The sequence below is a fragment of the Salegentibacter sp. BLCTC genome (genome assembly GCF_015143665.1).
Lineage (GTDB): Bacteria > Bacteroidota > Bacteroidia > Flavobacteriales > Flavobacteriaceae > Salegentibacter > Salegentibacter maritimus.
Genome location: NZ_WYEW01000009.1, coordinates 47,361 through 66,519, shown reverse-complemented (window position 1 = coordinate 66,519; position 19,159 = coordinate 47,361). Strand labels below are relative to the sequence as shown.

Here is a 19,159-nt window from a genome sequence, read left to right as displayed (position 1 = left end):
GCAGGTTAATAGTTTGTAAAATAAATTGAAATAACTAATACGATGGCAGACCATTTACCACAAGAAAGCGAGTTTCTATTATACAACACCCCACAGGGCGATGTACGCTTGCAGGTTTTAGTATTAGATGAAACTGTTTGGTTAACCCAGGAAGGAATGCAGGAACTTTTTGGTAAAGCAAAATCTACTATAAGCGAACATATTTCCAATGTTTTTAAAGAGGGGGAATTAGAGCGAGAAGCAACTGTTCGGAAATTCCGAACAGTTCAAACCGAAGGCTCTAGAAACGTTGAGCGTAAAATTGACTTTTTTAACCTTGATGTGATCATTTCAGTAGGGTATAGAGTAAAATCCCCACAAGGTACGCAATTTAGAATCTGGGCTACCAAAACTTTAAAAGAATACATCATTAAAGGTTTTACCCTGGACGATGAACGTTTGAAGCAAGGAAAAACGGTTTTTGGTAAAGATTATTTTAGGGAGTTATTGGAGCGTGTACGTTCTATCCGAACCAGCGAACGCAGAATCTATCAACAAGTTACCGATATATTTGCAGAGTGCAGTATCGATTACGATCCAAGATCGCCAGTAACTAGAAATTTTTATGCCACAGTACAAAATAAATTTCATTATGCTATTACCGGTAAAACAGCTGCAGAAATTATTTACTTAAAAGCAGACAGTTCTAAACCAAAAATGGGATTGACGACCTATAAAGACGCACCAGAAGGTAGGGTATTAAAGTCTGATACGGTCATTGCAAAAAATTACTTAAAAGAAAAAGAGATCAAAAAACTTGAACGCACTGTAACAAGTTATTTTGATTACATAGAAGGTTTGATTGAACGAGAAAATACCTTCACAATGGAAGGTCTGGCGGCAAGCGTCAATAAATTCCTCGAATTTAATGAATATAAAGTCCTGGAGGGTTCGGGAAAAAGGTCTAAAAAACAAGCTGAGAATAAAGCCTTTTCAGAATACGATAAGTTTAATAAAACCCAAAAAATAGAATCTGATTTTGATAAGATGGTAAAGGGAATGCAAGACACAAAAAATATTTGATATGATACAAACAGAAAAAGAGTATAAAGCCATTCTCTATCGTATTGAAAAGCTTTTGCAAAACCCAGACAATATAGAAAACACGGATGCTCCTGACTATATTGAATTAAACTTGTTATCAGATTTAGTGGCAGATTATGAACGAGGAGAAATACCATTACTTTACTATTTTGTATCTTTGTAACAAATTAAAAGCGTGCGTAAACAAGTCAACATAGCAAAAAAGTTCCCTAAGCATTTATTTTGGGATATGGATGCGAGTAGATTATCGGTTAAAGAAGATAAGGCTATTATCATTCCCAGGGCTTTATTTGCCACAACGCAAGCTACCTTCGAGAATGATATTGAACGATTAGAAGAAATCTATTCAAAAAAAGAAATTATTAGTATTCTTAGAAATACTAAAGAGCGTATTAGTAATGAGATATGCGTATTGGTAACTAAACGTTACAACGCAAAACCTTTTCTACGTTACTCGCTATGAAAGCCGTAAGTCCGGTACTTTATCAAACCATAAAAGAATTACAAAGCTTAAAAAGTTTACAGTCCTTTGCCTTGGCAGGAGGAACAAACCTAGCTTTTCGTTACAATCATCGAGAATCAATAGACATTGATTTATTTTGTACAGAGATTATTGGATTTGAAGGTTTTCAAGAAATTCAACAAGAAGTAGAAAACCATTTTGGGAATAAGGCTATTAACTTTATGGATCCAATGAAGTTAAGTGATCAGTTTACTTTTTTACGTTTTTTTATTCAGAAAGGTGAAGTGACCATTAAGGTAGATCTTATTCAAAATATGAAAGCTGTAGATCCTGTAGAAACAATAGAAGGTTTACGTTTGTTTTCTGTAAGGGATATTGGTTTATTTAAATTAATGAGTGCTTCCAGTCGCCCGGCCAAAAAAGATATTTACGATTTATATTATATTACGGAAGAAATATCACTTATCAAGCTGTATGAGGATTTACAGGAGAAATACAAGCAATTCAATAATAAAGAAGATCAAAACATCTTCGATATCGATACTGAAGAATCGGTAATTGATAATCCCTTGTTATTATTATTGTTTGATAGCAGTTACAAGGTAAGTAAAGACAAGATGATGCATTCGCACGATAATATTTTAAAAATGGATAATGCGGTTACTTGGCAAATAGCAAAACTCCAATTTAGAATGCGCTTAAGAGAATTATGTAGATTTTTAAATATTGAATTCCCAAAATCTAGAATACGATAGAGAGGGAAACTATTCTTTCTTTTTCAAGACTTTGATTTCCTTTAATTCTTTAAATTTGTACTACACTCGTACCGCATATACTTCATAATCCCTTGTAAATAGGTGTATACAACATACTGTATTGGGAAGTAAATAAGCGATTGTTTTATCTGGTATTTCAAATGTTATTAAAGATTAGTTTACAATACTGAGAAAATGTGTCCAACATCAAATGATTTAATGAGTTTGCACTAATATTTGGTTTTGAAACTGCAAAATAAACTAAAGCGAATAAAAGCTTTTATTTCCCCAAAAAAATCCTTTACATTTGAAAACGTAAACTTTAGGGGTGCTAATTGTTAGCAATTGGCTGAGATAAAACCCTTTGAACCTGATCCGGTTAATACCCGCGAAGGGAAAAGTGTTATCTACATATTTTCTATCATGATTCCATTCTGGAGGAATCGTGGTTTGTATTTACTTTTTCTTTGGGGAACCTCCCTACAGTTTACAGCTATAAAATATTAAACAAATGATAACTGTAAACGTAAACAACACCGCCCACACCTTTAAATCACCATACAGCCTTCAGGACCTCCTGATAAAGCTTGCTATTTCTGAAAAAGGGATTGCTGTAGCCGTTAATAACCAGATTATTTCTAAGAGCAATTGGAAGCAGCACCAATTAGCCGAAGGTGAAAACATACTTATTATTAGGGCCACTCAGGGAGGATAAATATACTTCGGAAGAGTTTTCCGAAAGTTAAAATATATAACCACTAAACAGAAGTAATTATGAAAAAGGAGCAAACTCCAAAGCAGCAAACCATTAGCCGGGAACCTTTTCCCAATTCCGAAAAGATTTATGTAAACGGAAAAATTCACTCTGATGTTAAAGTTCCAATGCGAAAGATCTCCCTTAGTGATACCGTAGATAAATTTAATGGAACAGTAGAAAAAAACGATCCTGTTTTAATCTATGACACCAGTGGTCCATACACCGATCCCTCTATAGAGATAGATGTACGAAAAGGACTGCGGCCTATTCGCAACAGTTGGATTGCCGGCCGGGAAGATGTAGAGCAACTCCAGGGACCTTCTTCGGCCTATGGGCGAGAAAGAGGGAATAATGAAAAGTTGGAGGAATTTCGTTTTAAAAGGAATCGAAAGCCGCTTAAAGCAAAACCTGGACAAAATGTAACCCAGATGCACTATGCCAGGAAAGGCATTATCACTCCAGAAATGGAATTTATAGCCATTCGTGAAAACCAAAAGATGGAGGAGATAAATCATATTTCAAAACAACATCCGGGTAATAGTTTTGGTGCCAGTATCCCTAAAGTAATTACTCCTGAATTTGTACGAGATGAGGTTGCCCGCGGAAGAGCAATTATTCCTTCCAATATTAATCATCCAGAAAATGAACCTATGATCATTGGCAGAAACTTTCTGGTAAAAATCAATGCCAACATTGGAAATTCAGCAGTGTCTTCTTCCATTGAAGAAGAAGTTGAAAAAGCGGTTTGGGCCTGCCGTTGGGGAGCAGACACTATTATGGATCTTTCCACCGGAAAAAATATTCATGAAACCCGGGAGTGGATACTTAGGAATTCTCCGGTGCCCATAGGAACAGTACCAATTTACCAGGCCCTGGAAAAAGTAAACGGCAAAGCCGAAGATCTTACCTGGGAAATCTTCAGGGATACACTTATCGAGCAGGCTGAGCAGGGAGTGGATTATTTTACTATTCATGCCGGAGTGCGGTTAGCTTACATCCCACATACTGCTAAAAGAGTAACAGGTCTTGTTTCTCGTGGAGGATCTATTATGGCAAAATGGTGCTTGGCACATCATAAAGAGAGCTTCCTGTACACCCATTTTGAGGATATCTGTGAGATTATGAAAGCTTACGATGTTTCTTTCTCTCTTGGAGATGGCCTACGCCCTGGAAGTATTGCTGATGCTAACGATTATGCACAATTCGCCGAACTTGAAACTTTGGGTGAACTTACAAAAATTGCCTGGAAGCATGATGTGCAATGCATTATTGAGGGACCCGGACATATACCCATGCACATGATAAAGGAGAATATGGATAAACAATTGGAAGTTTGTGGGGAAGCACCTTTTTATACTTTAGGACCATTAACCACAGATATTGCTCCCGGTTACGACCACATTACCAGTGGAATTGGTGCCGCAATGATCGGTTGGTTCGGCTGTGCCATGCTCTGTTACGTGACTCCAAAAGAACATCTGGGATTGCCCAACAGGGATGATGTAAAGGAAGGAGTAATAACCTACAAAATAGCAGCCCATGCTGCCGATCTGGCAAAAGGACATCCCGGAGCACAGCACAGGGATGATGCTTTGAGTAAAGCACGATTCGAGTTCCGTTGGGAAGATCAGTTTAACCTTGCTCTTGATCCGGATACCGCAAGGTCTTATCATGATGAGACCCTACCTTCTGAAAATGCCAAAGTAGCTCACTTCTGTTCTATGTGTGGCCCGAATTTCTGTTCAATGAAAATAACTCAGGACGTTCGAAAATTCGCTAATGAAAACGGAATGGATACGGAAGAAGCGATCGAGGAAGGGATGAAGAAAAAATCGGAAGAGTTTAAAGCTAAAGGAAGTCAGGTTTATCTCTAAAAGCGATTCTAATGCTAATTCTTTTTACGCCGGAAGAAAACAAAAGTACAGAAAAGGAGCAGCTCATTTATTTTTTGGAGAATGAGCTGTCAGTTTTGCACGTTCGCAAACCTAGAATAACAGAATTAGAATTGAGATCCTGGTTATCTCAATTTGAAGAAAAATATCTTCGGAAAATGGTACTCCATCAGCATCACGGTTTAGCTGAAGCTTTCCCTGTGAAGGGGATTCATTTAAAAGAAAATATTAGGAGAAAACAAGAGAACCTGCAGCTATATATAGAGCATTACAAATTAAATGGCTTTACTATTAGTTCCTCATTTCACGATTTTGAAAATATGAAAACCGAAGCTCTGTTATTTGACTACGTTTTTCTGAGTCCTGTTTTTACTTCTGTTTCAAAAGAAGGATATCAAGGAAAAGAATTTAATGTAGAAAAATTTCCTCACAAAGTGGTCGCGTTAGGGGGAATTGAAGCCGATAAAATACCTAGAGTAAAGTATCTCGGATACGAGGGAGTAGCAGTAATGGGGGCCATATGGCTGGCTGAAAACAAGCAACAGGCTTTTAATGAAATCTATAATAAATACAGAAATGTTTATAAATAGCAAGCCCTTTGTATTGAGTATAGCCGGATTCGACCCCTCAGGGGGAGCCGGATTACTGGCAGATGTCAAGACTTTTGAAAGTCTGGGGTGTTATGGACTTGGGGTAAACACAGCAAATACTATCCAGAATGATGTCAAATTTGAAGCCTGTTACTGGACTTCTGAAGCTATTATTCTTCAGCAACTCGAACTCTTATTGGAAAGATTCCCGGTGGAAGTTGTAAAGATAGGAATCATTCAAAACCTTCAGACCCTAGACCTGGTCATCAATAAATTACTGTTAAAAAATAAAGACATTAAGATTATTTGGGATCCGGTTTTAAAATCCAGTAGCGGATTTTCTTTTCAAAATTCACGAGAATTCCAGGAAGATATTGACTCAATTCTGGAGAAAATATTTGTTGTTACTCCCAATTTCTATGAATTAAAAATGTTCTACCCTGAATTAGATATAGAAGAAACTATCGGGAGAATAACTGGCAAAAGCAATTTATATCTTAAAGGGGGGCACAGAATTGCAAATACCGGGCGCGACGAACTATTTACCACAAAAGGTGGGTATCTTGGTTTAGAACCCCTTAGAACAGATTGTTCAGAAAAACACGGTAGCGGATGTGTTTTTGCATCAGCATTGGCAGCGCATTTAGTTTTGGGTGAATCTCTTCCGGGAGCTGCCCGAAAAGCAAAAATATATATTGAAAAAATATTAGCATCAAATAACACATTACTAGCATACCATAACCTATGATTTCGAACTTACATTATATATCGCAGGGAAAAACTCCTGAAGAACATTTGAAAAATATACATAAGATGTGTGTGGCTGGAGCCAACTGGGTTCAATTACGGCTTAAAGATGAAACTTTTGAAACAGTTTTGAAAACAGCAAAAGCAGGAAAGGACATTTGTGATGAATTCCAGGTGAAATTAATAATTAATGATTTTCCGGAAATAGCACACAAAGTTGATGCCCATGGTGTTCATTTGGGAAAAGAAGATGAGTGTACTTTGGAAGCCAGAAAATTACTGGGGCCAGATAAAATTATTGGAGGAACCGCTAATACATTGAAGGATTGTGAAGGCTTGTGTGAAAAGCAGATAGATTATATTGGCCTTGGTCCATTTCGTTTTACAACTACCAAAAAGAAGCTCAGCCCTATATTGGGGGCGGAAGGATACCAAAAACTGTTGAGTAAGCTTCGTGCCGGCGGAAAATTCATTCCAGTGATTGCTATTGGAGGGATAACTCTGGAAGATATTCCGATTTTAGCAAAAAGTGGAGTACAGGGAGTAGCTATTTCGGGCCACCTAAATGCACAGGCAGAACCTGAAAAAATACTTCAGAAAATCAAACAACAATTTTCAGAAAAACATTTATGAGTAAAATAGATCAATTAAACATTGCAGATAGAACCTTTTCTTCCCGGTTATTCACGGGGACAGGAAAATTTAGCTCTTCCCAGGTGATGCAGCAAGCAATATTAGCTTCAGAAAGTGAACTGGTCACGGTGGCTTTGAAACGAGTAGAGCCTGGGAATGATGACGATGAAATGATCTCATCTTTGAAAAATCCTGGCATCAGTCTACTTCCAAACACATCAGGAGTGCGCAATGCAAAGGAAGCGGTATTTGCCGCGCAAATGGCCAGAGAAGCACTTGAAACGAATTGGGTGAAAGTAGAGATCCATCCCGACCCTAAATATTTACTGCCCGACCCCGTAGAAACTTTAAAAGCTTGTGAGGAGCTTGTAAAATTGGGGTTTGTAGTGATGCCATACATTCATGCAGATCCTGTTTTGTGCAAACGGTTGGAAGAAGTTGGGGTACAATGTGTAATGCCTCTGGGCGCGCCCATTGGTAGCAATAAAGGACTCAAAACGCTTGACTTTCTGGAAATTATAATCGACCAAAGCAATGTGCCGGTAATTATAGACGCGGGAATTGGAAGCCCATCTCACGCTGCGCACGCGATGGAAATTGGAGCCGATGCTGTTTTGGTGAATACTGCCATTGCGGTTTCGCAAAATCCGGTAGCTATAGCAAAAGCATTTAAAATGGCCGTAGAAGCCGGTAGGATAGCTTATACCTCAAAACTAGCTCCACAAAGATCACAAGCCCAGGCAAGCAGCCCATTAACACAATTTCTATATGAGTAGTTTTAAACATACTTTGAATAAGTATTCCTGGGATGATGTGCAGCAAAGTATTTCTGCCAAAACAGAAGCAGATGTGCATACTGCACTGCAGAATGGGAAAAGGGGCCTTGAGGATTTTAAAGCCCTTATTTCTCCTGCCGCAAAGCCTTTTCTCGAACAAATGGCTCAACAAAGCAGAATTATTACCAAAAAGCGCTTTGGGAATATCATGCAAATGTACGCCCCTATGTATTTAAGCAATGAATGCCAAAATATTTGTACCTATTGTGGGTTTAGCATGACGAACAAAATCCCCAGAAAGACCTTAAGCGATTCAGAGATAATTAAAGAAGCCGAATTTTTAAAATCTAAAGGTTATGATCATATTTTACTGGTAACGGGAGAAGCGAACAAAACTGTGGGAGTTGATTATATGTGCAATGCTGTAAAGGTGTTAAGACCATATTTCTCCAATATTTCGATTGAAATTCAGCCTTTAGATCAGGATGAATATGAAACCTTGATTGAAAACGGACTTTATGCAACATTGGTTTACCAGGAGACTTACCATCGGGAGACTTATAAGATTCATCACCCAAAAGGAAAAAAATCAAATTTTGATTATCGCCTGGAAACTGCAGACAGGTTGGGAAAAGCAGGTATCCATAAGATAGGTATAGGGGCTTTACTGGGGCTGGAAGACTGGAGAGTAGACAGTTTTTTTACCGCTTTACACCTTAAATATTTACAAAAAACCTACTGGAAAACGAGATATTCTATTTCCTTTCCGCGATTGCGTCCCTTCAGCGGTGGGCTGGAACCTAAAGTGGAAATGACAGACTCTGATCTACTTCAGGTAATTTGCGCATATAGGCTACTGGATGAAGAGGTAGAATTATCTATTTCTACTCGGGAAAATGAAGTTTTCAGGAATAATATAGTCCACCTTGGCATTACTTCAATGAGTGCTGAATCTAAAACGAATCCAGGTGGTTATGTGGTAGAATCACAGTCTTTGGAGCAATTCGAAATTTCTGATGAAAGAAGTACAGAGGTTATTGCACAAATGCTTTCCGGATCGGGTATAGAGCCTGTCTGGAAAGATTGGGAGAAAAGCTGGTAAATTATGTTGACAAGAAAAGAAAAACAGCGGTACAATCGGCATACCTTGTTGGATGAAATAGGAGAAGCTGGGCAGTCAAAATTAAAAGATGCTAAAGTACTGGTAATTGGAGCAGGTGGTTTGGGTTGCCCTGTTTTACAGTATTTAGCTGCTGCCGGAGTTGGGAAAATAGGGATCATAGATGATGACGTGGTAGATATTTCTAATTTACAGAGGCAGATTCTTTATGTTGAAAAAAATGTAGGTGAACCAAAAGTGATTGCTGCCAAAAATAGGCTTCAGAAGATGAATTCTGCTATAGATATCGTGGTTTATAATGAGAGGCTAACGGCAAATAATGCACAGGAGCTTTTCTTAATGTATGATATCGTCGTGGAAGGAAGTGATAATTTCACCACTAAATATCTGGCAAATGATGCTGCAGTTTTAACAAATAAACCATTGGTGTTCGGTTCTATTTATAAATTTGATGGGCAGGTTTCGGTATTTAATTATAAAAATGGACCTACTTACCGTTGCCTGTTTCCAGCAGTAGGTTCTGCAGAAGAAATGCCTTCCTGCAGCCAAGTTGGCGTTTTAGGAATACTTCCGGGAATTATCGGAAACCTGCAGGCGAACGAAGTGTTAAAAATAATTTTAGGGATAGGCGAGGTTTTATCAGGAAAACTTCTGCTTTTTGATGCCCTTCAAATGCAAACCCAATTAATACCTTTCTCCAGAGATCCCGAAGCGAAAATAACGGAATTGAAAGAAGTTAATTCTTTATGTGCAGCTGCTATTTCAGACTCAGTCACCTACGATGAGTACCTTAAGTCTCCCGAATGTTTCAATTTGCTGGATGTAAGGAATGCTGAAGAGCGAATAGCATTTAGCATCGGAGGACTACACATTCCACTTTCACAGTTAGAAAGCAGGTATAGCGAATTAACTTCCAAAGATAATCTGCTGGTTTATTGTGCCTCTGGTATAAGAAGTTTGAAAGCAATTACTGTACTTAAAAAGATATTTAATAGGAAGAAGATATTTAACCTTGCAGGTGGGATACAAAAGTTAAAATTTGATTCTGAAAGATAAAGTTTAAAGGAATAGGACAAAAAACTGTATAATGAAATTGTATGAAAGGCACTTTTATTGAATTGCTTATCTTTCATTTGTAAAGGTACTATAATATTGAAATTACGTTCTTTAAATTGTCTCTGGCTTGTTAAATAAAGCTAACGGGCTTGTAACAAAAAAATTAAACTTTAAGCTGAATAACTAAACGTAAAAGTATTTATTGTGATGGTGGAGCTGAGCTAATTAACGAACTAACTAAAAATGATTTCATAAATGAACCTGACATTTCGGTTATACCATTTTTGCTGAAAATGATACAAGGTTATGACTTTCATCTACATTTTCACCTCTTCTCAAAAACTAATCATGAATAATTTTCTTATTTTTAAACAAACTCTAAAATAATGGAAGACTCCTTTTTTAAAAAAATATACAACCATACCAATATTAAAAAGGACGACTACAATACCATTATTAATGCCCATACCAAAGTTGATTTTTCAAAAAATGATATTGTACTAAATGAAAACCAAATCAATAATGCTTACTATTTAGTAAAAAGCGGATTGTTCCGATCGTATGTTGTTGATTATAAAGGCAACGAAATTACAACCGGATTTTTTGGCCCTTATGATATTTTAATTGAAGTCGCTTCATTGTTTCTCCGCATTCCTTCAAAAGAAACTATCCAGGCGCTAACAGACTGTGAAGTTTATAAAATTAAGTTTAACGATTTCCAGAATCTTTACAGCAACATAGAAGGTTTCACAGAATGGGGCCGTAATTGGATGTCTCACCAACTTTTTATGGCAAAAAAAAGAGCGGTTACTATGCATACGCAAAGTGCTTCCCAAAGGTATTTAAGTTTAGTTAAGGAAAAACCGCAAATCATTAAAGAAGTGCCGTTAAAATATATTGCTACTTATTTAGGGGTTACCGATACTTCTTTGAGTAGGATTAGAAAAGAAGTGCTTTCTCAAACAGAGAAGTTGCCATAGGACAAGATCTTATTGAGTTCTTTTTTTGAAGTTTGTAAGTATCTTATTTAGAAATAGAAATGACAGGGATAGAAGAAAATACATTCAATGAATTTCATAAAATAACGTTGAGATTATTGAAAATTCTTGCTGCTTTATCTGAGGAGCAAATAAATTCTTCTCCCAATAAAGGCTGGTCTCCAGGGCAATTAGGAGAACATCTATTAAAATCTTATGCATCTGTTGATACATTGAACGGCAAAACGAAAAGAACAAATCGGCCTATGGGCCAAAAATTGGGGCCAGTCAAAACCTTATTTTTGGATATTTCAATTAAAATGGATTCTCCGGAGGCTATTCTCCCAACCCAGGAAAGAATAATCAAAAAAGATTTAATAGAGGCCTTAAAAGATAGGGTTGAGCAAATAAAAGAAGTGATAAAAAACAAAGATTTGTCTTTAACCTGTACGGATTTTTCAATTCCCGAGTATGGCGAATTCACAAGGTATGAATGGATATGGTTCAATATTTATCATACCCACAGGCATATTCTTCAACTGGAAAATATGAGGGTATTGGGTAGTAATAAAGATGTTGAATCAAAATGAAAATTTTAAAGGTAATTCAGGCTTATTTTCTTGGTTTTAAATAAGTGGTAATGCAATTTTTGGATATCTTCTCGATGATAGGTTTAAATTCAGTCGTCCCCAAATCTTCAGCACAAAAAATAGAAGGGATATCCTATTTCAAAAAGGTATTAGTAGAAGAGTGTAAGAGTATCAAATTCTATAAGTTCATCGAGTATAAAACTGTTTTTTAAAATTATAAAGCAATAATATGTTGTCCTAGAATAGAGAACTTGCCATATGGAAAGTTCTTTTTTGTTTTCTTTTTTAACTTTTGTAATAATAACTGTTTAAAATATTCAAAATATGAAAAGAATTAATCCCGTGGTATGGTTCGAAATTTATGTAAGTGATATAAGTAGGGCTACAAAATTTTACGAAAAAGTACTTCAAGTAGTTATGGAAGATATGAGCGACCCAACAAATCCATCCATCCAAATGAAATGTTTTCCCAGTGATATGGAAATTTATGGGGCTGCTGGCGCTTTGGTGAAAATGGAATCAGTAAAGCCCTCCACCAATGGAAGCCTTGTTTATTTTGGTTGTGAGGATTGTAAAATTTTAGAAAATCGGGCGGCAGAAAATGGAGCTGAAATTATTCAACCCAAAATGGCTATTGGTGAGCATGGTTTTATTTCTATAATTAAAGATACTGAAGGTAACTCTATTGGATTCCATTCTATAAATTAAGTGTGTGTTATGGAAAGCATTGAACATGTTAATTATATAAAAGCACCAATCGCAAAGGTCTATAAAACACTAACCACTAAAGAAGGTTTAGGGAACGTTTGGACGAAGAAACTCAAAGTGAAACCTGAAATTGGCTTTGTCAATGAGTTTGATTTTGATGAAGGTTACATCACGAAGTTTAAGGTTATTGAACTTATAGAGAACAATAAAATCGTTTGGGAATGTATCGCTTCTGATGAAGAGTGGATAGGCACGAAAGTTTCTTTTGGACTATCGGAAAAAGATAATGTCACAACCGTAACCCTTATACATTACTATTGGAGGGAGCGCACAGACTTTTATCGTTGGTGCAATTACAATTGGGCTATGTTTCTCTATCGATTGAAGACTTATATTGAAAACTAAAACTGCTTATGATAGAAGGTATAAAGTGTGATTTAATAAATACAACACTGGTTTATTTAAAAGATTAATAGATGAAACAACAGATAACATCCTTTTTGACATTCCAAAAAAGCAATGCAGAACAGGCTATGAACTTTTACGTGGATATATTCAATAATTCGAAAGTGATTGAGGTACAACGTTACGGAAATGATGGGGCAGGTAAAGAGGGAACGCTTATGAGAGGTGTTTTTGAGTTAAACGGTAAACAGTTTATATGTAGCGACAGTTTTATTCAACATAAATGGGACTTTACACCTGCAGTATCTAATTGGGTAGAATGCGAAACGAAAGAAGAGCTTAATCGACTCTATAAAACCCTCTCGGAGAGCGGTGATGTTAAGATGCCCTTAGATAATTACGGTTTTAGTAAGCTATTTGCTTTTGTAGAAGATAAATTTGGGCTTTCGTGGCAATTAAATTTGGAATAAGTATCATTCGGTTGGGAATAAATTAAAGTTTAATAAAAATGAAAGTAAATCAAATTTGGGCAAATCTTGGCGTAGAAAATATTGAGCGAACTAAATCTTTTTATAAGTCGTTGGGGTTTCAGTTAAATGGAGAGCCTTCAGAAGACTTGGTCAGTTTCTTTTTTGGTCCTGAAGATTTTGTGATTCATTTCTTCAAAAAAGAAAAGTTGGAAGCAAGTTTAGAAGGAAGTTGTACCGATTTAAGTAGTGGTAACGAAGTACTGTTTTCTTTAGCTGTTGAAACCAAGGGAGAATATGACCAATTCGTAACAGACATAAAGAATGCAGGAGGCAGAATTTTATTCGACTCAAACAAGAATAAAAAAGAATTATATGATAAAAATGGATTTATCGTCTGTGTCTTTTCAGATCTTGATGGTCATAAATTTAACTTGCTCTACACTGCAAATATGTAAACTTAAAAGCTTTAAATAATGACCAAAATGATATCCAGGACAGATTGCGGCAACTCCCCTAAAATGGAGTTTTTAAAACAATTTAATATTGCCTTTGCCGAAGGGAACGTCATATTCTTAAAAGAGGGTGTTACAGATGATATTATATGGAACATAATTGGGGATAGGAAAATTGAGGGCAGAGCAAATTTTGTGAAAGCATTAGAAGAACTACAATCCTTGAAAGCATCGGAATTGATGATAGACCAAATCCTGTCCCATGGAAAAGAAGGGGCAGTTAATGGATGGATGATAATGGAAAACGGAAAAAAATATGCCTTTTCAGATTTTTATTTCTTTCAAGATGCCAAAGGTGAAAAAATTAAAGCTATAACATCTTACTGTATAGAAGTATAAATCCTTCACATAATTATTTGAAAAAGTGTGATTTTAAAACAATGCTATTATGAAATATTGTAGGTTTTTATTGATTTATGCCATAGTAACAATATCATTTCAAACTTCATATTCCCAAACGAACAATAAATCAGTTTTTGTGCTTGTTCATGGAACTTGGGGTGGTGGATGGGCTTTTAAGCAAGTGGACTCATTACTTACTGAAAATGGTAACGTAGTTTATAGGCCAACACTTACCGGGCAAGGTGAGAGAGTTCATTTATCTTCACCTGAAATTGGATTAAAAATACATATTACAGATATTGTAAATACAATTCTTTATGAAGACCTTCATGATGTTATTTTGGTTGGTCATAGCTATGGCGGAATGATTATTACCGGAGTAGCTGATACTATTCCAGAGAGAATAAAGAAACTTATATATGTTGATGCAGTAGTTCCTGAGAATGGCGAGAATATGCTATCCATTTTAAAAATAAACAATGAAGTTCTTTTTAGAAATGTAAATGGATACCTAATTCCATCTTGGGTTCAAGACAGACAAAAACCACCAAAAGATGTACCCCATCCGTATAAAACTTATACAGATACTATCTTTCTAAAAAATCCCTTGAGGATAAAACTTCCAACAACCTATATTCTTACGGTAGACAAAGGGAAAGAACCTAAAAATGATGATTTTGTCTTTCATGCTGAACGTGCTAAAGAAAAGGGATGGAATATTTTACGTTTAGAAGCAGACCACAACCCTCAATGGTCTTCTCCAGAGCAATTCGTTAAATTACTTCAGGAAGACATCAAAAACTAATAAGACGCACCCACAGCACTGTGTGTTTAATGCGCTGGCTTTTATGTTTTATTATAATCCTGTTGGATTATTTGTTTGGTTTTTATTTGCTGAATAAAGAATATTAATCATTCAACCTGGTATCCAGTTTAGTTTAGTAATTCCACCAGTTTTTTTAATTTACTTATAACAATTTGTTGTTATCTTTAAGTTTCTGTATCATTCATAGTATTTTTAATGACAATTACCGGTTCTAGTTTATCTTTTCATATTAACAGTAAGAATAAAAAGGATGAAAATAAATTAAGAAGTAGATTCCATAACATTCAAAGCCTTTTTAAAAAGAAGCTTATTTTATATTGTGTATTAATGGTATCGGGTATTATCTCTGGCCAGGATACCATAAACAATATTCAGCTTGAAAAAAAATTACAGCTTGTTGAGGGTAATTCTAAAAAATTACAGGTATTAGATAAAATATTAAAGAATAATACTGTAATTAAAGATAGTCTATCGGCGAATCTCGTAGCACATTATAGGGAGATAGCTATCCGGGAACAAAATTGGGACAGTGCTTTATTATATACCAATAAACTTGCCGATTATTTTATTCTAACTCAGTTGAAGTCTAAAAAAGCATTTTCAGTATGTAAGACTTTTATGCCATATATAAGTGAATGTAAGAGCACAAAAGATATAGGGGAATATTATATTTTGTATGCACAAGCGGCTACTTTCTTACAAGAATTTGATGAATCGCTAAAGATAATTGATGAGGGGATTGCCTATTTAGAAAAGCATAATGAGATGGATAGCCCTGTTTATGCAAGAATACATCTTATTGCAGGAGAAAATAGCTCTAAAACAAACAACCTTATTAAAAGTGTGACTTATTTTGAAAAAGCTTCGGCACTTTTTTTACAGCAACAAGATACGGTATCTTTTTTATGGTCTCAGAATGGATTAAGTCGTTTGTTAGGAAATAATGGCTTGTACGAAGAAGCTGAGGAAGCTCGAGAATCTATTTTTTTATGGCAAGACAAAATAGAGACAAAAGATGTTGTTGTTATGGCACACGTTACCGCTTCTATTGAAGGAGCAATGCAAGGCAATCGTGTAAAAGAATTGTATCATGCAAAACAGGCACTTTTGCTAAAAGACGAAATGTCTTCAAATATTAAACATGTTATAGAGATACTCACGAGGGCTTGTGCTACCTATGTCTTTGCTCGGTACGATTACTTAGAAGAGTCTGATGAAAATTTAAATTATTTAAAAGCCTTAATGCAAGACCTAAAAGGCAATGCGTTTTTGAATACTTATTACACTCTGGCGGTCGGTCAAAACGCCTATGCGCATGGGCATTATAATACAGCTAAAAATATACTATTAAAAGGCCTCGAGGCTGTTAAGGATTCTGAAGAGCCTGAAAATATTTTAGATTATGAGCGTTTGTTAGCGCAGACTTATCATAAAATGGGTGATGCAGAACAATCGCTCGGGCATTATATAAATTATTCTGACCTAAAAGATTCTATTCAAAGAAGTACGGCCAGAAAACGATTTGCCTATGTTCAAAACCAGTTTGAAGTTGAAAAGAAAGACTTACAAATTTCTAAACAGAAAAATGACATTGAATTATTAGCAGCTCAAAATAGGGTAAAAAAGCAGGGGCTGATTTTTGGAGGCATAGGTTTGGTAAGCTTGTTTGTGCTTCTTTATCTATATCGCTCAAGGGAATTCGTAAAGCGAAAACAGAAATTACAAAAAGTCTTTTCTCAAAAGTTATTGTTGAAACAGGAAGATGAACGTACCAGGCTGGCACGTGAGCTCCACGACGGCGTAGGGCAACAACTTACCCTTATTAAAAAGAAAACCCAACAGAATAAACAAGCACAGCTTACCGAACTAACCCATCAGGTATTGGAAGAAGTAAGGGCTATCTCGCGAGGGCTTTACCCACCAATGCTGGATAAGTTAGGGCTTACATCGGCGATTAATCAATTAATATATGACCTTGATAGCGATACAAATCTTTTTGTAACACAAGAAATAGCGAATATAGATGAATGCCTTCAAAGAGAGCAAAACGTAAATTTATATAGGTTTGTTCAGGAGTCATTAACCAATATCATAAAACATTCTGAAGCTACTTCGGTATTTATTACTGTAAAATTAAAAGAAAGCACTATTTTTATCATCATAGAAGATAATGGGAAAGGATTTAATTCTGCCAATTTAAAAACATCAAAAAGCTTAGGATTAAAAACATTGAGGGAAAGAGTTAAAATTCTAAGAGGAAACATTCAGATAGAAAGTAAAGAAAATAAAGGAACGCTTATAAAAGCCATTATACCGTGTGCCCAGTAAAAAAAAGTCCTACTATTCTTGTTGCAGATGATCATCCATTACTTTTAAAAGGGCTTGTAGAAGAGTTGGAAACCAAAGCCTATCAAGTAATTGGTCAGGCCAAAAATGGTTCCAATGCGCTTAGTATGATTATTGAAAATGAGCCCGATATTGCTATTCTAGATGTAGAAATGCCTTTGTTGTCAGGAATAGAAGTGATTCAAAAGGTCAAAGAAAATCAAGAAGTAACAAAGTTTATTATTTTAACATCTCACAAAGAGAACAGTATTATTATACAGGCCAAAAATCTTCATATTAGCGGATATTTACTAAAAGATGAGCCTTTTGAAGAACTTGAAAATTGTATACAGGCCGTGATTAGAGGAGAAATGTATTTTAGCAAGACTTTTTCTGAAGTTTTGGAAGAGAAGGTTAATCCACAATTAAAAAAGATAAAATACCTAACACCTTCAGAACGCACCATTCTACGAATGATAGCACAAGATAATTCATCAAAGAAAATTGCCCTAAAACTTAGTATCTCAATAAGAACGGTAGAAAAACACCGCAGTAATATTATAAATAAATTAGACCTTTCTTTCTCTGAAGCTTCCCTCTCTTCATGGGTAAGAGATAATAAAGAGCTTATTTTAAGTTTGTGAAACAGGAAGCCTTTAAGTTGCCTGGAATAAGGATTTGAGTTATAGAATTAAAATATGGTAGCCCTTTATCGAATAATCAAGATTTGAATATTCCGAGGTATGCTTCAAATTGTGAATTATTTCAAATCGGATATCTAGTGTGTATCGAGGGTTATTTACTGGTAATTCTTGTTTTTTAGAATTAATCGAAAGTTTCCATTTCTGGGACGAAATTAAAAATATCTTCGTTTAAAGCACCTGGTATTCTTTCTCCAGGATATTTTGCGAGATATATAGTAAGTTAAACTTGCACAGGCTCTCGCGATTTTTTTCGAAATTCCCGCGGTATGTAGGTTTGTAAGCCTATTGCTAATTAATTCTTAGGGAATGTTGCAAGCATCCATTATATATAAAAAGCAATAAATAACAGGAGATTTTCACACTAGCCTTCTGTTTTTGCTAAATGCTAACAAAACTCTTCTACGTACCCCTACGTAAAATATGTAGACAGGTACGTATTTTATTTAGGCATATGCCTATTTAATTTGCACTTCCTAAATGCCACCTGAATATTTATCAAATACATATACCATGTTTAACCTAAAAATTGTGAATAAATTCCGGTATTCCGGAACTCTACGGAAAACCGACGAAAGCGGAGAGTGGGTTATAAACCATAACCATACCGCTGAAGTAAAAGATTTAAAATCTGCTTTGCTTCAAATTTATACAATCGGCGATGTTGCCTTTCTCGATCTGGGAGAAAAGAAAATAGAAGGCTTTCCTTACCCGACAGAAAAATACGGAGTTCTGGTTCGTTGTCATAGCACAGAAGTATACTATCGCTACCAGGAAAAAGGAGATATTATTCTTACCATAGATGAATTGGGCTATTATAGTCTGGAAGTCAATAATGGTGCTGTAATTCAAATTAAATTACCCGAATTATCAATTAAAAACTAAAATTATGGATGCTTATATAGGAGAAATCAGGTTTTTTGGCGGCAATTTCGCCCCAAGAGGATGGGCTTTTTGTCATGGACAAGAGATATCAATATCACAATGTCAGTCCTTATACTCTTTGTTAGGGACTATGTATGGAGGCGATGGCCGTTCCTTCTTTAAATTACCCGATCTAAGAGGCAGAATGCCGATTGGAGCAGGAACCGGTTCAGGACTGTCTGCTTATAGGGAAGGGGAACAGGGGGGGATAGAAACAGTTCCATTAACAGTCAACCAAATGCCTAAGCACTCTCATACTACTATTATCAACGCATCGGACGCTGATGGTATTGGCGGGACTACCCAGGAGGTGACAAAAAACTACTGGGCCAAAGGAGGTACGTATGCTGCCTCAAAAAGTACCACTATGGCAGAAGATGCTGTTGTTATTGAAAACGCCGGAGAAGGACAGCCCCATGAAAATAGGCCCCCTTATACAGCCTTGAATTTTATAATATGTATGCAGGGAATTTATCCTCAAAGGAATTAATAAGAATAATATAAAAT

General features: G+C 35.9%; 24 protein-coding genes and 1 riboswitch. All 24 genes read left to right on the top strand.

Annotation, left to right across the window (positions count from 1 at the left end; genetic code table 11):
* Positions 1 to 42 precede the first annotated feature (42 nt).
* The 24 genes from GUB10_RS12345 (at position 43) to GUB10_RS12230 (ending at position 19,142) form a co-directional block, all read left to right on the top strand.
* Positions 43 to 1,062: a virulence RhuM family protein gene (locus GUB10_RS12345; RefSeq protein ID WP_193711765.1), complete on the top strand. Its 1,020-nt coding sequence runs from the start codon at positions 43 to 45 to the stop codon at positions 1,060 to 1,062.
* Between the two features lies 1 nt (position 1,063).
* On the top strand, positions 1,064 to 1,246 hold the full coding sequence (locus GUB10_RS12340; RefSeq protein ID WP_193711764.1) for an XRE family transcriptional regulator: 183 nt from the start codon (positions 1,064 to 1,066) through the stop codon (positions 1,244 to 1,246).
* A gap of 12 nt (positions 1,247 to 1,258) precedes the next feature.
* Positions 1,259 to 1,546, top strand: coding sequence for a hypothetical protein (locus GUB10_RS12335; protein ID WP_227740388.1), 288 nt, complete (start codon positions 1,259 to 1,261; stop codon positions 1,544 to 1,546).
* Positions 1,543 to 2,301 (top strand): nucleotidyl transferase AbiEii/AbiGii toxin family protein, encoded by a 759-nt coding sequence (locus GUB10_RS12330; RefSeq protein WP_193711763.1) that lies wholly within the window; start codon positions 1,543 to 1,545, stop codon positions 2,299 to 2,301. Before GUB10_RS12335 ends, GUB10_RS12330 begins: the two co-directional genes overlap by 4 nt.
* A gap of 314 nt (positions 2,302 to 2,615) precedes the next feature.
* Positions 2,616 to 2,715: riboswitch (TPP riboswitch) on the top strand.
* 97 nt (positions 2,716 to 2,812) lie between these two features.
* Positions 2,813 to 3,016 (top strand): sulfur carrier protein ThiS, encoded by a 204-nt coding sequence (gene thiS / locus GUB10_RS12325; RefSeq protein ID WP_193711762.1) that lies wholly within the window; start codon positions 2,813 to 2,815, stop codon positions 3,014 to 3,016.
* A gap of 59 nt (positions 3,017 to 3,075) precedes the next feature.
* Positions 3,076 to 4,932, top strand: coding sequence for a phosphomethylpyrimidine synthase ThiC (gene thiC, locus GUB10_RS12320; protein WP_193711761.1), 1,857 nt, complete (start codon positions 3,076 to 3,078; stop codon positions 4,930 to 4,932).
* An 11-nt stretch (positions 4,933 to 4,943) separates the two neighbouring features.
* Positions 4,944 to 5,540 (top strand): thiamine phosphate synthase, encoded by a 597-nt coding sequence (locus GUB10_RS12315; protein WP_193711760.1) that lies wholly within the window; start codon positions 4,944 to 4,946, stop codon positions 5,538 to 5,540.
* Positions 5,503 to 6,288, top strand: coding sequence for a hydroxymethylpyrimidine/phosphomethylpyrimidine kinase (locus tag GUB10_RS12310; protein ID WP_227740387.1), 786 nt, complete (start codon positions 5,503 to 5,505; stop codon positions 6,286 to 6,288). The genes GUB10_RS12315 and GUB10_RS12310 overlap by 38 nt, the downstream gene beginning before the upstream one ends.
* Positions 6,285 to 6,920, top strand: coding sequence for a thiamine phosphate synthase (thiE, locus tag GUB10_RS12305; protein WP_193711759.1), 636 nt, complete (start codon positions 6,285 to 6,287; stop codon positions 6,918 to 6,920). Before GUB10_RS12310 ends, thiE begins: the two co-directional genes overlap by 4 nt.
* Positions 6,917 to 7,696 (top strand): thiazole synthase, encoded by a 780-nt coding sequence (locus tag GUB10_RS12300; protein WP_193711758.1) that lies wholly within the window; start codon positions 6,917 to 6,919, stop codon positions 7,694 to 7,696. The genes thiE and GUB10_RS12300 overlap by 4 nt, the downstream gene beginning before the upstream one ends.
* A complete protein-coding gene (gene thiH / locus GUB10_RS12295) occupies positions 7,689 to 8,798 on the top strand; it encodes a 2-iminoacetate synthase ThiH (protein WP_193711757.1) in 1,110 nt (369 codons plus the stop codon). Before GUB10_RS12300 ends, thiH begins: the two co-directional genes overlap by 8 nt.
* Positions 8,799 to 8,801: 3 nt before the next feature.
* Positions 8,802 to 9,872, top strand: a complete 1,071-nt coding sequence (moeB, locus tag GUB10_RS12290; protein ID WP_193711756.1) for a HesA/MoeB/ThiF family protein — start codon at positions 8,802 to 8,804, stop codon at positions 9,870 to 9,872.
* 386 nt (positions 9,873 to 10,258) lie between these two features.
* Entirely contained in the window at positions 10,259 to 10,852 is a 594-nt protein-coding gene (locus GUB10_RS12285) for a Crp/Fnr family transcriptional regulator (protein WP_193711755.1), read from the top strand.
* Positions 10,853 to 10,911: 59 nt separating this feature from the next.
* The gene (locus GUB10_RS12280) at positions 10,912 to 11,439 is read left to right on the top strand and encodes a DinB family protein (RefSeq protein WP_193711754.1); all 528 of its coding nucleotides are present in this window, start codon (positions 10,912 to 10,914) and stop codon (positions 11,437 to 11,439) included.
* 324 nt (positions 11,440 to 11,763) lie between these two features.
* Positions 11,764 to 12,147 (top strand): VOC family protein, encoded by a 384-nt coding sequence (locus GUB10_RS12275; RefSeq protein ID WP_193711753.1) that lies wholly within the window; start codon positions 11,764 to 11,766, stop codon positions 12,145 to 12,147.
* 9 nt (positions 12,148 to 12,156) lie between these two features.
* Positions 12,157 to 12,552 carry an SRPBCC domain-containing protein gene (locus GUB10_RS12270; RefSeq protein ID WP_193711752.1) on the top strand — a complete coding sequence of 132 codons (396 nt, stop codon included), beginning with the start codon at positions 12,157 to 12,159 and terminating at the stop codon, positions 12,550 to 12,552.
* A 71-nt stretch (positions 12,553 to 12,623) separates the two neighbouring features.
* Positions 12,624 to 13,022 (top strand): VOC family protein, encoded by a 399-nt coding sequence (locus GUB10_RS12265; protein ID WP_193711751.1) that lies wholly within the window; start codon positions 12,624 to 12,626, stop codon positions 13,020 to 13,022.
* 38 nt (positions 13,023 to 13,060) lie between these two features.
* A complete protein-coding gene (locus tag GUB10_RS12260; RefSeq protein ID WP_193711750.1) occupies positions 13,061 to 13,477 on the top strand; it encodes a VOC family protein in 417 nt (138 codons plus the stop codon).
* Between the two features lie 18 nt (positions 13,478 to 13,495).
* Complete coding sequence (locus tag GUB10_RS12255) at positions 13,496 to 13,873, top strand: nuclear transport factor 2 family protein (protein WP_193711749.1); 378 nt, start codon at positions 13,496 to 13,498, stop codon at positions 13,871 to 13,873.
* 49 nt (positions 13,874 to 13,922) lie between these two features.
* The gene (locus tag GUB10_RS12250) at positions 13,923 to 14,681 is read left to right on the top strand and encodes an alpha/beta fold hydrolase (RefSeq protein ID WP_193711748.1); all 759 of its coding nucleotides are present in this window, start codon (positions 13,923 to 13,925) and stop codon (positions 14,679 to 14,681) included.
* Between the two features lie 216 nt (positions 14,682 to 14,897).
* Entirely contained in the window at positions 14,898 to 17,030 is a 2,133-nt protein-coding gene (locus tag GUB10_RS12245) for a sensor histidine kinase (protein ID WP_193711747.1), read from the top strand.
* The gene (locus GUB10_RS16175) at positions 17,018 to 17,671 is read left to right on the top strand and encodes a response regulator (RefSeq protein ID WP_193711746.1); all 654 of its coding nucleotides are present in this window, start codon (positions 17,018 to 17,020) and stop codon (positions 17,669 to 17,671) included. Before GUB10_RS12245 ends, GUB10_RS16175 begins: the two co-directional genes overlap by 13 nt.
* A gap of 570 nt (positions 17,672 to 18,241) precedes the next feature.
* Positions 18,242 to 18,613: a hypothetical protein gene (locus tag GUB10_RS12235; protein WP_193711745.1), complete on the top strand. Its 372-nt coding sequence runs from the start codon at positions 18,242 to 18,244 to the stop codon at positions 18,611 to 18,613.
* A 4-nt stretch (positions 18,614 to 18,617) separates the two neighbouring features.
* Complete coding sequence (locus GUB10_RS12230; RefSeq protein ID WP_193711744.1) at positions 18,618 to 19,142, top strand: phage tail protein; 525 nt, start codon at positions 18,618 to 18,620, stop codon at positions 19,140 to 19,142.
* Positions 19,143 to 19,159 lie beyond the last annotated feature (17 nt).

Coding starts and splice junctions, on each gene's coding strand:
- GUB10_RS12345 (WP_193711765.1), top strand. CDS start 43: ATGGCAGACCATTTACCACAAGAAAGCGAGTTTCTATTATACAACACC.
- GUB10_RS12340 (WP_193711764.1), top strand. CDS start 1,064: ATGATACAAACAGAAAAAGAGTATAAAGCCATTCTCTATCGTATTGAA.
- GUB10_RS12330 (WP_193711763.1), top strand. CDS start 1,543: ATGAAAGCCGTAAGTCCGGTACTTTATCAAACCATAAAAGAATTACAA.
- thiS (WP_193711762.1), top strand. CDS start 2,813: ATGATAACTGTAAACGTAAACAACACCGCCCACACCTTTAAATCACCA.
- thiC (WP_193711761.1), top strand. CDS start 3,076: ATGAAAAAGGAGCAAACTCCAAAGCAGCAAACCATTAGCCGGGAACCT.
- GUB10_RS12315 (WP_193711760.1), top strand. CDS start 4,944: ATGCTAATTCTTTTTACGCCGGAAGAAAACAAAAGTACAGAAAAGGAG.
- GUB10_RS12310 (WP_227740387.1), top strand. CDS start 5,503: ATGAAATCTATAATAAATACAGAAATGTTTATAAATAGCAAGCCCTTT.
- thiE (WP_193711759.1), top strand. CDS start 6,285: ATGATTTCGAACTTACATTATATATCGCAGGGAAAAACTCCTGAAGAA.
- GUB10_RS12300 (WP_193711758.1), top strand. CDS start 6,917: ATGAGTAAAATAGATCAATTAAACATTGCAGATAGAACCTTTTCTTCC.
- thiH (WP_193711757.1), top strand. CDS start 7,689: ATGAGTAGTTTTAAACATACTTTGAATAAGTATTCCTGGGATGATGTG.
- moeB (WP_193711756.1), top strand. CDS start 8,802: ATGTTGACAAGAAAAGAAAAACAGCGGTACAATCGGCATACCTTGTTG.
- GUB10_RS12285 (WP_193711755.1), top strand. CDS start 10,259: ATGGAAGACTCCTTTTTTAAAAAAATATACAACCATACCAATATTAAA.
- GUB10_RS12280 (WP_193711754.1), top strand. CDS start 10,912: ATGACAGGGATAGAAGAAAATACATTCAATGAATTTCATAAAATAACG.
- GUB10_RS12275 (WP_193711753.1), top strand. CDS start 11,764: ATGAAAAGAATTAATCCCGTGGTATGGTTCGAAATTTATGTAAGTGAT.
- GUB10_RS12270 (WP_193711752.1), top strand. CDS start 12,157: ATGGAAAGCATTGAACATGTTAATTATATAAAAGCACCAATCGCAAAG.
- GUB10_RS12265 (WP_193711751.1), top strand. CDS start 12,624: ATGAAACAACAGATAACATCCTTTTTGACATTCCAAAAAAGCAATGCA.
- GUB10_RS12260 (WP_193711750.1), top strand. CDS start 13,061: ATGAAAGTAAATCAAATTTGGGCAAATCTTGGCGTAGAAAATATTGAG.
- GUB10_RS12255 (WP_193711749.1), top strand. CDS start 13,496: ATGACCAAAATGATATCCAGGACAGATTGCGGCAACTCCCCTAAAATG.
- GUB10_RS12250 (WP_193711748.1), top strand. CDS start 13,923: ATGAAATATTGTAGGTTTTTATTGATTTATGCCATAGTAACAATATCA.
- GUB10_RS12245 (WP_193711747.1), top strand. CDS start 14,898: ATGACAATTACCGGTTCTAGTTTATCTTTTCATATTAACAGTAAGAAT.
- GUB10_RS12235 (WP_193711745.1), top strand. CDS start 18,242: ATGTTTAACCTAAAAATTGTGAATAAATTCCGGTATTCCGGAACTCTA.
- GUB10_RS12230 (WP_193711744.1), top strand. CDS start 18,618: ATGGATGCTTATATAGGAGAAATCAGGTTTTTTGGCGGCAATTTCGCC.